The organism is Streptomyces sp. NPDC096310, from assembly GCF_044763125.1.
In the GTDB taxonomy this organism is placed as follows: domain Bacteria; phylum Actinomycetota; class Actinomycetes; order Streptomycetales; family Streptomycetaceae; genus Streptomyces.
The window spans coordinates 147103-159197 of the sequence record NZ_JBIWFO010000018.1; the positions used below are offsets into that span (position 1 = coordinate 147103).

At 71.8% G+C, this 12095-nt stretch carries 10 protein-coding genes; 6 read left to right on the forward strand and 4 right to left on the reverse strand.

Annotated features, from left to right (window positions below):
• Positions 1-14: 14 nt before the first annotated feature.
• Positions 15-2147 carry a bifunctional glycosyltransferase 87/phosphatase PAP2 family protein gene (locus ACIQ7D_RS27740; RefSeq protein ID WP_403941917.1) on the reverse strand — a complete coding sequence of 711 codons (2133 nt, stop codon included), beginning with the start codon at positions 2145-2147 and terminating at the stop codon, positions 15-17.
• Between the two features lie 245 nt (positions 2148-2392).
• Here ACIQ7D_RS27740 and ACIQ7D_RS27745 point away from each other — a divergent pair, with 245 nt between their 5' ends.
• On the forward strand, positions 2393-3097 hold the full coding sequence (locus ACIQ7D_RS27745) for an O-methyltransferase (protein ID WP_403941920.1): 705 nt from the start codon (positions 2393-2395) through the stop codon (positions 3095-3097).
• 86 nt (positions 3098-3183) lie between these two features.
• Here the strand turns inward: ACIQ7D_RS27745 and ACIQ7D_RS27750 are convergent, their stop codons facing one another.
• Together ACIQ7D_RS27750 and ACIQ7D_RS27755 are read right to left on the reverse strand one after the other, a co-directional pair.
• On the reverse strand, positions 3184-3795 hold the full coding sequence (locus tag ACIQ7D_RS27750) for a hypothetical protein (protein WP_403941923.1): 612 nt from the start codon (positions 3793-3795) through the stop codon (positions 3184-3186).
• Positions 3795-4424 (reverse strand): hypothetical protein, encoded by a 630-nt coding sequence (locus ACIQ7D_RS27755; protein WP_403941925.1) that lies wholly within the window; start codon positions 4422-4424, stop codon positions 3795-3797. Before ACIQ7D_RS27755 ends, ACIQ7D_RS27750 begins: the two co-directional genes overlap by 1 nt.
• Positions 4425-4546: 122 nt before the next feature.
• On the opposite strand from ACIQ7D_RS27755, the gene ACIQ7D_RS27760 reads away from it, so the two are divergent.
• On the forward strand, positions 4547-5047 hold the full coding sequence (locus ACIQ7D_RS27760; protein ID WP_403941927.1) for a GNAT family N-acetyltransferase: 501 nt from the start codon (positions 4547-4549) through the stop codon (positions 5045-5047).
• A 37-nt stretch (positions 5048-5084) separates the two neighbouring features.
• On the opposite strand, the gene ACIQ7D_RS27765 is transcribed toward ACIQ7D_RS27760, so the two are convergent.
• Positions 5085-7130 carry a DHA2 family efflux MFS transporter permease subunit gene (locus tag ACIQ7D_RS27765; RefSeq protein WP_403941929.1) on the reverse strand — a complete coding sequence of 682 codons (2046 nt, stop codon included), beginning with the start codon at positions 7128-7130 and terminating at the stop codon, positions 5085-5087.
• Between the two features lie 509 nt (positions 7131-7639).
• Here ACIQ7D_RS27765 and ACIQ7D_RS27770 point away from each other — a divergent pair.
• The 4 genes from ACIQ7D_RS27770 to ACIQ7D_RS27785 all read left to right on the forward strand — a co-directional run bounded on the left by ACIQ7D_RS27770 (position 7640) and on the right by ACIQ7D_RS27785 (position 11251).
• Positions 7640-8581, forward strand: a complete 942-nt coding sequence (locus tag ACIQ7D_RS27770) for a peptidoglycan-binding protein (RefSeq protein WP_403941930.1) — start codon at positions 7640-7642, stop codon at positions 8579-8581.
• A 160-nt stretch (positions 8582-8741) separates the two neighbouring features.
• Entirely contained in the window at positions 8742-9398 is a 657-nt protein-coding gene (locus ACIQ7D_RS27775; protein WP_403941933.1) for an HAD-IA family hydrolase, read from the forward strand.
• 79 nt (positions 9399-9477) lie between these two features.
• Positions 9478-10422, forward strand: coding sequence for a hydroxymethylbilane synthase (hemC, locus tag ACIQ7D_RS27780; RefSeq protein WP_403941936.1), 945 nt, complete (start codon positions 9478-9480; stop codon positions 10420-10422).
• A 622-nt stretch (positions 10423-11044) separates the two neighbouring features.
• Positions 11045-11251, forward strand: a complete 207-nt coding sequence (locus tag ACIQ7D_RS27785) for a hypothetical protein (RefSeq protein ID WP_403941938.1) — start codon at positions 11045-11047, stop codon at positions 11249-11251.
• The last annotated feature ends 844 nt before the right edge of the window (positions 11252-12095 follow it).

The following is a 12095-nucleotide window of genomic DNA, read 5'->3' on the forward strand; positions in this document are numbered from 1 at the left end:
TCCCCCGCCGTCCCTCACTCCCGCGCCGCGCCCGCGGTCCTCACCGTCACCCCGGAACCGGGGCCCGCGCCGTCCGGGGCCGGGGTCGCGTCGTCGGCGGCCTCCCGGCTCCTCGGGAACGGGTCGGCCTTCGGCACCGCCCGGGGCAGCAGCCGCCGCGGCCCCGCCAGCAGATACGTCAGTGCGAAGCCCGCGCCCACGACCGCGGCGCCGCCCACCGCGTCCAGCACCCAGTGGTTGGCGGTGGCGACGATGGCGCACACCGTGAAGAGCGGGTGGAGCAGCCCGAGGAGCTTCATCCACATCCTGGGCGCGAGGACCACGATCACCACGCCGCACCACAGCGACCAGCCGAAGTGCAGCGACGGCATCGCCGCGTACTGGTTGGTGAGCGCCGTCAGCGCGCCGTAGTCCGGGTTGGTGAGGTCCTGCGGGCCGTGCACGGTGTCGATGAACCCCATGCCCGGCATCAGCCGCGGCGGCGCCAGCGGGTAGAACCAGAAGCCGACGAGCGCCAGGACGGTGGCGAAGGCGAGGGAGGTACGGGCCCAGCGGTAGTCGGCGGGACGGCGCACGTACAGGACACCGAGGATCGTCAGCGGCACCACGAAGTGGAACGACGTGTAGTAGAAGTTGAAGAAGCTCTCGGCCCACTTGATGTCCACGACCGCGTGGTTGACCCAGTGCTCGATGTCGATCCCGAGCGCGCGCTCCACCCCGTGGATCTGGCGGCCGTGCTCCTCCGCCGCCTCCCGGCCGCCCGTCGCGGCGAGCCGGATGTGCGAGTACACCGAGTAGCCGACGCGGATGGCCAGCAGTTCGAGCAGCAGGTTGGGGCGGCTGACCAGCCGCTTCCAGAACGGGACCAGCGGGACGCGGCTCCAGCGGGCCGGCTCGGCGCGCGCGTACTCGGTCGGGACCGGCCGGTCGAAGTAGGGCGAGGCGCGCGTCAGGAACGGCACCGCGCAGGCCGCCGCGAGCGCCGCGATCAGTGGCACGTTCTCCCGGAGCGGGGCGAGCACGGCCATGTTCGGCAGCATCATCCGGCCCGGCAGCGTCATCACCAGCACCACCACCGCGGGCCACACCAGCCGGTCCCCGGCCCGGGTGCCGACCCGGCCGACCAGCGCCAGCAGCACCCACAGGAGCTGGTGCTGCCAGGCCGTCGGGGAGACCGCGATCGCGACGCAGCCGGTCAGCGCGACGGCCAGCAGGAGCTGTCCGTCCCGCGCGTAGTGGGCCGCCCTGCGCAGCCCGAGCACGGTGACGGCGGCCGCGAGGACGATGACGAGCACGACCTCCAGCGGCCCTTCGAGACCGAGCCTGAGCAGCGCGCCGTGCAGGGACTGGTTGGCGAGGCTGTCGGCGCGCTCGCCGAGCCCCGCGCCGGCCACGTGGTGCACCCAGTACGCCCACGAGTCGTTCGGCATCGCCGCCCACGCCAGCGCCGTCAGCGCCGCGAAACTCCCCGCCGAGGTGAGCGCGGCCTTCTTGCGCCCCGTCAGCCACAGCAGCGGCGTGAAGAGCAGAACGGCCGGTTGCAGCGCCGCGCCGAGGCCGATGAGCACGCCGGACGCGCGTTCGCCGCGTACCGCGAAGCAGCCGAGAAGCACCAGCAGGACGGGGATGATGCTGGTCTGCCCGAGGGAGAAGCTGTTGCGCACCGGCAGCGAGAGCATGAGCAGGCTGATCGCGACGGGCGCGGCGAGCAGCCCCGTACGGCGCGTCAGCTCCCCCGGCAGCGCGCGGCGTGCCACCACCAGGCCGAGGGCCACGACCAGCAGCAGGGTGCCGAGGGTCCAGGCGACACCGAGGCTCTGCTCGGCCGACCTGGCCAGGGGTTTGAGGGCCAGCCCGGCGAACGGCGTCCCGGTGAACCTGCCGGTGTCGTAGAGCGATCCCGTCACATGGAGGACGCCGTTGTCCCCGATCCAGGTCTCCAGATCCGTGAGCCGTTCACCGGGCGGCTGTCTGAGCACCACCGCCGCCTGCCGTACCGCCAGCACCGCGGCGAGCAGCCAGAGCACGATGCGGGCCGTACCGAAACCGGTCCCCGCCGTACCTGCCGCCACCCCGCCGTGCACGCTGTGTTCTGCATTCACCACGCCGCGCCGACCCTCCGTCCGAAAACCCCGTCCTTGGGGCATAGAGCGTCGCACTGCCCCGTGGAGAAGACCACGGCAACCCCCTCTTCACCTGACCGTCATCCCTGTTTCCGTACGACGCACGGGACATCGGAGGTCGTGGGAGATGCGTGGGAGGTACGAGCGGGATCAAGATGAGGCCGCACGTACATCACACCTACCGCCCGCCTACCGCCCACCTCACGTACACCACGCACATCACACCCACCGCACACCTCACGCATCTCCGAAACGATTGAGAGGCCCGTATGTCACAGGGAGACCAGGGAGTACAGGGAAACCAGGGACAGCAGAGCCGGTGGAACGCGGTCGACCACTACTTCACCGACCAGCTCGCCCCCGCCGACGAGGCGCTTTCCGCCGCGCTCGCCGCGAGTGAGGCGGCCGGTCTGCCCGCCATCAACGTCGCCCCGAACCAGGGCAAACTGCTCCAGCTCCTGGCCCGGACGCAGGGCGCCAGGACGATCCTGGAGATCGGCACGCTCGGCGGCTACAGCACCATCTGGCTGGCCCGCGCGCTGCCCGAGGACGGCCGGCTGGTCTCCCTGGAGTACGACCCCGCCCACGCCGAGGTGGCCAGGGCCAATCTGGCGCACGCCGGTCTCGGCGGGATCGCCGAGGTACGGACCGGGGCCGCCCTGGACACCCTGCCGGTCCTGCTGGCCGAGGGCGCGGGCCCGTTCGACTTCGTCTTCGTCGACGCGGACAAGCGCAACAACCCGCTGTATGTGGAGTGGGCGCTGAAGCTCACCCGGCCGGGCAGCGTCATCGTCGTCGACAACGTAGTACGGAGCGGGGCGGTCGCCGACCCGGACGCCACGGACCCCTCGGTGCTGGGAACCCGGCGGATGATCGAGGAGATGGCGGGCAACCCCCGGCTGTCGGCGACGGCGGTGCAGACGGTCGGCACCAAGGGGTACGACGGGTTCGCGCTCGCCCGCGTCCTGGGCTGACGGGGTCACGGCGCCGCCCGCCCGGACACGGGTGGAGGCGGCGGGCCGTCCCTTGCCCGCCGCCTCCCGTTCTCCGTACGGGTGGGTCAGACCCGTAGCAGCCGCTGCGTCATCTCGCGGTAGCTCTGGAGGGCGAGCCGCAGCTCCTCCGTGTCGGAACCCTCCGCCGCGCGGGCGTCGCGGTCGCCGTCCCAGCCGGCGCGCAGCGAACGCGGCCGCTCCGCGAGCGCGGTCGTGAGCTGCCGCGCGGCCTCTTCGAGCACGCCCGCCGCCTCCTCGACCGAGCGGCGCGGCCCGTCGACGAAGGAGTTCAGGGCCTCCTGAAGACGCTCGGAGAGCCGGTCGCTCTCGGCCCGGGGGAACAGCCGCCCCTCCCCTTCCAGGGCCACGGCCGCCCGCCCGGCCTTCGCCGGGGGCGCGGCGGACGCCTGCGTGGACGGAGCCTGCGCGGGAGAGGCCGAGGGGGCGTGCGCCGGGTCCTGGGTGGGCGGGGGCTGCGGGGTCCTGGGGGTCCGGGTGGCGCCGGCCGCCGCGTCGGGCGCGTGGAGCGGCTTCACCGGGGTCACCGACGTCGCCGCGGGCCGCGGTGTCACCGGGGGCGCCGGGGGCGACTGCGTGTGGGGCTCGGGTGTCTCGGGTGTCTCGCGTGTCTCGCGTGTCTCGTGGTCCTTCGTGTCACTCTTCCGCTGGTCGTTCATCACGCACCACTCCCTTTGGGCCGCAGTGAGAAGTTCCGGTTCCGCCCGGTGCCCCGGGACGCGCGGCCGTCGCCGCCGTCATCGTCCGGGTGGGCGAGGATCAGTCGTTCGAAGAGCTCCCGCGCGCCGACCATCGCCTCGCGCAGCTCCTCCGTACTCGTACCGCGGCCCTCGTCCGAGACCGCGTGGTGCACCCTGCGGTAGCCGTCGACCGCGTGCGCGTGGTGGACGGAGAGGGCGTCGATCTGGGCGTCGTGGTCCGTCTCCGCGGGGTAGCCGCGCTCCTGCGCCAGCCGGGCCACCAGACGCTCGGCCTGGGCCACCGCCTCCTGCGGCGCGTCGACGAACCGCTCCTGGAGACCGGCCCACTCGGCCACGTACTGTTCGCGCTTCTCGTCCGGGAGAGGCTGGTGCCGCAGCCGGCCGTGGCGCTCGACCCGCTCGACCAGCTCACGCTCGGCGGCCTTGGCGTCGCCGTCGTGCCGGGCCAGGACACGGTCGTACTCCGGGCCGAACCGCCGCTTCAGGGCGCCGCGTCCGCCTGCCTTGCCAGGTCCCGTGTAGAGGACCGCGGCGACGATCGCCACGAATCCCACGATCAGAGCGACGACGATCAGAACAGTGGACATGTGTGCCTTCCTGGTTCCCGGCCGGCTCGTGCCGCGCCGTGTCGTGTCGGCTCTTGCTCGTGGAGTCGGGTTGCCCGTAATCCACTGGCCAAACGGCGCCGGACGCCGGTAGGAAGACGACCATGAACTGGTCGGTCCGCCCCGAACCCTTCGCCACACCCGACGCCACCCGGCTGCGCCGGGACTACTACGCCGAGGTCGCGGGCCGGTACTGGCGGCGGCCCGCGACGGAGGCGGAGATCGACGAGGGGCTGGCGGACGACCCGCCCGACCACCTCGCCCCGCCCACCGGGGAGTTCGTGGTCGGACGGTACGGCGACGGGGGCGTGGCCGCGTCCTGCGGCGGGGTACGGCTGCTCGACGCGGCGACCGCCGAGCTGACCCGCGTGTACGTGAGCCCCGCCGCGCGGCGGACGGGCGGCGGGGCGGCGCTGCTGGCCGCCCTGGAGGACGCCGCGCGGCGGTTCGGGGCACACCGGCTCGTCCTCGACACACGGCTCGACCTGGTCGAGGCGCGGGGGCTGTACGCGAAGCGGGACTTCCGGGAGATCCCGGCGTACAGCTCGGGACCGTACAGCGAGATCTGGTACGGCAAGGAGCTGACGGTGCCCTCCGGGCGGTAGAAAGACGCCGACCGTGCCCTCCTGCGGGTGGACCGGCTCAGGCGGCGTGGTCCCTGGGCGGCGGGGCCAGGGGCTGTTCGCCGTCGGAGCCGCACAGTTCGCCGTTCAGCTCCTTCACCAGGGCCACCAGATCGGTCGGCCGGTCGGCCCCCCACCAGTCCCCCAGCAGTTCGGCGAGCGATTCCTCCCGGGCCGCGGCCAGCGCCTCGGCCGTCTCCGCGCCCCGCTCCGTGAGCGTCAGTTCCACGCCCCGGCGGCGGGTCAGCCCGCGCTCCTCCAGCTGCCGGGACGCGTCGGTGACGGTCCGCAGCGACACGGTGGCGCGCTCGGCCAGCGCGGAGGGCTGCACGACACCCTCGCGCCGGACCCGCAGCAGCAGCCAACTGGCGGCCGGGAGCAGGTCGTACCCCGCCTTCTCGGTGATCGTCTCGTAGACGCGGCGGCGGCCCTCGCGCGTACCCAGGACGGACAGGGCGCGGGCCACCTCGTCGCGCGAGGAGCGTTCGACGGGGTTGGACGCCAGGGTCTCGGTGATCTCCGGGGCCGTCACGGAGCCGCGCAGCGTGTCCTCCTTCAGGAACCAGGCGATACCGAAGGCGAGGAGCGCGACCGGCACGCCGTACAGGAAGACATCGGTGATGGAGGTCGCGTACGCGTGCAGTACGGGGCCGCGCAGCGCGGCGGGGAGCCGGCCGAGGGAGTTCGGGTCGGCGGCGAGCTGTCCGGTCCCGGCGCCGGGCGGCAGGGATTTGCCGGCGAGCGCGGCGGCGAGCTTGTCCCGGAGCAGGTTGCTGAAGATCGTGCCGAAGACGGCGACGCCGAAGGAGGCGCCGATGGAACGGAAGAAGGTCGCGCCTGAGGTGGCCACGCCGAGGTCCCGGTAGCTGACGGCGTTCTGCACCACCAGGACGAGGACCTGCATGACGAGCCCGAGCCCGGCGCCGAAGACGAAGAGGTAGGCGCTCATCTCCCAGGTACCGGTGAACTCGGTGAGCTGGTGGAGCAGGAGCAGCCCGACGGCGGTGACACCGGTGCCGAGGATCGGGAACACCTTCCAGCGGCCGGTACGGCTGACGATCTGGCCGGAGACGGTGGAGGTGATCAGCAGGCCGAGGACCATGGGCAGCAGGTGGACGCCCGACAGGGTGGGGCTGATGCCGTGGACGATCTGGAGGAACGTCGGCAGGTAGGTCATCGCGCCGAACATCGCGAAGCCGACGATGAAGCTGATGCAGGCGACGAGCGTGAAGGTCCTGAGGCCGAAGAGGCGCAGGGGCAGTACGGGCTCGGCCGCGCGCCGTTCGACCCGGATGAAGACGGCGAGCAGCACCAGGCCGAGGACGGCGAGCCCGATGGTCTCGGCGGAGCCCCAGGCCCAGGTGGTGCCGCCGAGGGAGGCGACGAGGACGAGACAGACGGCGACGGACGCGATGAGGAAGGTGCCGAGGTAGTCGATGGTGTGGCGGGTCCGGTCCACCGGGATGTGCAGGGCGGCGGCGATGACGAGCAGCGCGACGACACCGAGGGGCAGGTTGATGTAGAAGACCCAGCGCCAGCTCAGATGCTGGGTGAAGAAGCCGCCGAGCAGCGGTCCGAGGACGCTGGTCGCGCCGAAGACAGCGCCGAACAGGCCCTGGTACCGGCCGCGTTCGCGGGGTGTGACGAGGTCGCCGACGATCGCCATCGAGAGCACGATCAGACCGCCGCCGCCCAGCCCCTGGAGCGCGCGGAAGGCGATGAGCTGCGTCATGTTCTGCGCGATGCCGCAGAGCGCGGAGCCGACCAGGAAGATGACAACGGCCGTCTGGAAGAGCTTCTTCCGGCCGTACTGGTCACCGAGCTTGCCCCAGAGGGGGGTGGCGGCGGTCGAGGCCAGCAGATACGCGGTGACGACCCAGGAGAGGTGTTCCAGACCGCCGAGGTCGCTGACGATGGTCGGCAGTGCGGTGGAGACGATGGTCTGGTCGAGCGAGGCGAGCAGCAGGCCCATGAGCAGCGCGCCTATCGCGAGAAGGACGGTGCGCGGGCTCCGCCCCGGGGCAGGGGCCGCACTGACGGCCGGGGCGGTCACTTCCTGAGCCATGGGGACAACAACTCCTCGGGTCCACGGGGTCGCCAGGACCGGCTGGGCCGGTCGGGTCGGCCGGATAGGGCTGGGTCCGCGCGCCGCGTCGCGGGGCGGCGGTGTCGATACGTCGTCGGGGGCGCCGACGGACCGGCGCCGGGCCGTTGTCCGTACGCCGTCGGTCCACTGGATATCCATCCTGGCCGCTCTGTCCCGTTATGGCCTGCCGAGCGGCGGCCGATGCCGTTCGGGCGCGCGTACGTCCGTCATGTGGGGGCTGCATAATCGGCGGCAGTTCAAGGGGAGGGGAACCCAAGGTGTCAGGACAGCTCTGTCCCGGATGCGGTACGCCGCCGGGCGCGGGGGGCAGACCCGGCTGCGGCTGCGGCTGCGGCTGCGGGGAGTCGGGGGCGGCGGAATCCACGGTGCCGGAGGCGGCGGCGTCGAGACCGCCGGCGTCGGAGCCCCACGTGCGCGCGTCGGCGCCACCGACATCCACGCCGGACTCCGGCGCGCCGGAGTCCACGGTGCCGGGATCCACCACACCGGATTCCACCGCGTCGGGATCCGCACCGGATTCCGCCGCGTCGGCCGAACAGGGCGCCCGGTCGGCGCAGGACGCGGAGATCGCCGAGTCCGAGGACTTCCATCCGCTGCGCGTACGGCCGTACGTGAAGCTCGGCGACCAGGAGACGGGCGCGGCGCCGACGTCCTTCCGTACGGCGGGCCCGCTGCCGCCGCTCAGCCCCACCGCCGTACCCGCACCGGCAACGGCCTCCGCCGGACCGCCGGCCGCGCCGTTCCCGCCCACCCGGCCGCCGAGGGGGCGCCGTACCGCGCTGCGGCTCCTCGCGGCCGGCACGGTGGCGGTCGCCGTGGTCGGTACGGCGGCCTTCGCCGGGGGGCTGTTCGCGGGGGCCGACCGGGACGAACACGCGGTGCCGGACACGATCAGCACCTGGCTGCCGTCGGCCAACGACGGGACGACGGAGGAGGCGTCCGCGCCGGCCTCTCCCTCGCCCACCGCGTCGGCACGGCCCCCGGACGTGGCGCGGTCACCGTCGGCGGAGGTCACACCGTCCGCGCCGCCGTCCTCCCGCGCGCCGGAGCCGTCCGCGTCCAGGAAGCCGCCGGCCACGGCCTCGCCGAGCGGGCCCGCCGAGACCTCGGCCGCCGCGCAGCCGGGCGGGACGGCGGGCTCCACGCTGGCCCCCGGCGACTCCGGCGACGAGGTCGTGGAGCTACAGCTCAGGCTGGCGGGGGTCGGACTGTTCTACGCGCAGCCGAACGGCCAGTACGACCGGACCGTCGAGGACGCCGTACGCCGCTTCCAGGAGACGCGGAACCTCCAGGAGGACGCCCAGGGCGTGTACGGCCCCCGGACCCGGCTCACCCTGGAGACCGAGACCCAGGGGTACGGCCAGGGGTACGGGAAGGGCTACGGACAGGGGTACGGCGCGCGGGGCTGAAGGCTCTTTGTATAATGACGAAACAAAGTGGCTTCGCCCGTTCACCTGACCGACGGGTGGAGTCACTTTGTCCCGGCCACGTCCGCCCGTACGGTCGTACGGCCCACGGTCGTACGGCCCGCCGACGATCTGCCCCGCCCCGCCCAGCCCGGAGACGCCCGTGAAGCTCGACGCCGTCAAGGCCCTGCTCCTCGACATGGACGGCACCCTCGTCAACTCCGACGCCTCCGTCGAGCGCTGCTGGACCCGCTGGGCGCGGGCCCACGCACTGGACCCGCACGAGATCATGAAGGTGGTCCACGGCCGCCAGGGGTACGCCACCATGGCCGTCCTCCTGCCGGACCGCCCGATGGAGCAGAACCTCGCCGACAACCGCGCGATGCTCGCCGAGGAGATCGCGGACACGGAGGGCGTGGTCCCCGTACCGGGCGCCCCGGAGTTCATGGCTGCACTCACCGCCCTGCCGCACGCCCTGGTGACCTCGGCGAACGTTCCGCTGGCCGAGGCCAGGATGACCGCCGCCGGGCTCCCGATGCCGAAGATCCGCGTCACGGCCGAGGACGTCGCGGCGAGCAAGCCCGCCCCGGAGGGCTTCCTCCTGGGCGCGGCCACGCTCGGCGTACCCCCGGAGGAGTGCGTGGTCTTCGAGGACTCCGAGGCGGGCATCGCGGCGGCGCGGGCGGCGGGCATGCGCGTGGTGGGCGTGGGACCGCGCGCGGCGGCGATGGCCCCGGACGCCCATGTCGAGGACCTGACCCAGCTACGCGTGGAACTGCTGCCGGACGGCGCACTGGCCCTGCACATCGGCGCGCGCTAGCCGACCTGGTGTCTGCATGAGCACGCGGCGCCGGGCCATAGCCTGACGGCACCCCCTCAGGCTCGGAGAGTTGGTCACCGTGGCTCAGTACCTCGTCGGCTCGCGCGCGAGCAACCTCGCCAAAGCTCAAGTACGCGAATATCTGCGCCCGCTGCGCAAGCGGTTCCCGGACACCACTTTCACGCATCGGGCGATCCTGGAAGGGGGCGACAGGGACCGCAGGTCGCCGCTGTCGAACGTGTCCGCCGTCAGCGGCGGCTCGGCGTTCAGCAGCCAGCAGGAAGCGGCACTGGCCCGCAGCGACGTGGACGTGGTCGTCCATTCGCTGAAAGACCTTCCCACGGCCAATCCTCGCGGCCTCATGTTGTTGCCCCCGCCGGGACGCGAGGACGTACGCGACGCGCTATGCGGCTCGACCCTCGCCGCGTTACGGAAGGGGGCGCGTGTCGGAACGGGTGCCCCTCGGCGCATTGCTCAACTCCTCGCGGTACGCCCCGACCTTGAGATCGTTGCCATCCGGGGGAACGTCCCGCCTCGCCTCAAGAAGATCGAAACCGAAGGGCTTGACGCGGTGGTCCTCGCGGTGGCGGGGCTTCACCGGCTCGGCCTCGACGACGCGATCGGCGAGTTGCTGCCGCTCGACCTTTTCCCGCCGAGCCCCGGGCAAGGCGCGTTGGGCATTCAAGTCCGTACGGATGAACGCTCGGCCCCGCTCCGCGAGATCCTGTCCACGGTGGGAAACTTGGCGGTCGACGCGGAAACCAGGGCGGAGCGCGCGTTGCTCGCCGAACTCCACGGCGGGTGCGGTGTGCCCGTGGGCGCGTACGGCGAGATCCTGCGGGACGGAACACTCAAGCTGTTCGGGCAGGTCAGTTCCCTGGATGGAACGGCGCAGATTTCAGGGACACTGACCGGTCCGGCAGCCGAACCGGAAAAGCTCGGTGCGACCCTGGCCGCAGACCTCGCCGGCCGGGGCGCACGTTCGATCCTTGACGCGGCGCGGGCCGCCTTCGCGGCCGGCTAGTACTCCAGTGCGGTTTCGTGATCTATCCAGCGGGCATGACCTGGTCGAACATCGCCCGCCAACGGGCAGGGTCTACGCTATGGCCCGCGGCCACCGCACGATCTTCAGGAGTCCACACAACCCCCGATGATCACGCGGTGGCCGTACCCGTTCCCAGCCGGGTCCGCGACAAGATCGCGAAGTCAGACTGGAGTACTAGATGACGCCGGACCCGAGGAAGCTGCCACCTGCCGGATGTGCGGAGCCGGTCAGTCCGCCTGTCCGGACTGCGAAGGGGACAGGGACGTCCGGTGCACCATATGCCGCGGTCGCGGGATACAGTCCTGCGCGGACTGTGCGGGGGCGGGAATCAGACAGGACGCACACTGCGGAGGCGCAGGGGTGACCACCACCTGGACCGAGGCGGTGATCGAGCACACCCACCACTGCGATGCCGTCCGCCATCCCCAGTGGGGCCAGGCTCCGTTCCTTCCCATCCGGTTGTGGGCGGCTCTCACCGGGCGCTGGAAGCCGGAGATAACCCTGACCGACGATGAGGCCCTGCCTGAGGACCTCTACTCCGAGCACTGCGCAGCACTCGAACCAATGCCTCCAACCCGTCCAAGGCGAGATCACCCGGCGCGTGACGCTGCGCTGGCTGCCCGTGGCCAGAGTCACCGTCACGGCCATCCCATCGCGCGTCTTCTACGTCTTCCCCGGAAAGCGCCGCACGCAGGTGATCGGGGTGCCCTCTCCCGACCGTGCCGGCCGCATCACAGCCGTCACCTCGGCACTGCTGGTCGGCCTAGTCATCCTCACCAGTGTCATCCGATTCGTCCTCACGCACTGACCATCCCTCCCGGCAGCTTGGTGCCCCGCCAGGCGAGGCCGACCCCTGCATGCAGTACACCCGCGGCCGGAAACCAGGTGCCGGAGCAAGAACACGGCGGTAGCGTCGGCCGCGCCCCGGGCACTGTCGTTCCCAAGGGCTGACAGCGCCACCCACACGCGGTCAGGCACGTGCCGCGATGTACACCTCAACGAGATTGCGCTGAAGGCGTCAACGAGCTCCGGCGCATGAGCGCCCCCTCTTTTGGGGCGCACTCTGAGTGTTCCGGTCCGTACCGCGATAGGCGCGTCCGGATGGTCGCGGCTGGTGTCTGCGCTGCAGGAGAGGGCGTCGGGGAAGCTGTGGGGCGGCGCCCTTGACGCGCAGCACGCCTTCGGTGACCTCGATGGGCACAGGCCCGTCCTTTTACTCGTCCACGACGCCGTCGACGACGGCACTGCCTACTGGGCGAAGCTGTCGGCCAACGTCGGCCCAACTGGTCCTGTCGCAGGACCGGGCCCTTCCGCACGAACCTGCCCCCATGAAGTCACCCTCGACGATCGCGTGAGGGATCTCCGCGGCACGTAACAGTGCCGAAGCTTCCCACCTCACCGTCGTCTTGCTAACACCGGCTCGCCCTCCGATGAGCAGCACTTCCGCGTGATCCATGAAGGCGGCGTGCCAGCGGGCAAGCACCTCACGCGATCCGATATCGATCCGGACACCTGATCGCAGCCCTGCCAGCAAGATCACGATCTACAGCTGCAGTACTAAGAAGTCATCTCATTTGGTGAGTCTGCGGTAGCAGATGAGGGTGCAGGCGATGCTGGTGAAGGCCAGAAAGTGGTCGGCCTTGCGTTCGTAG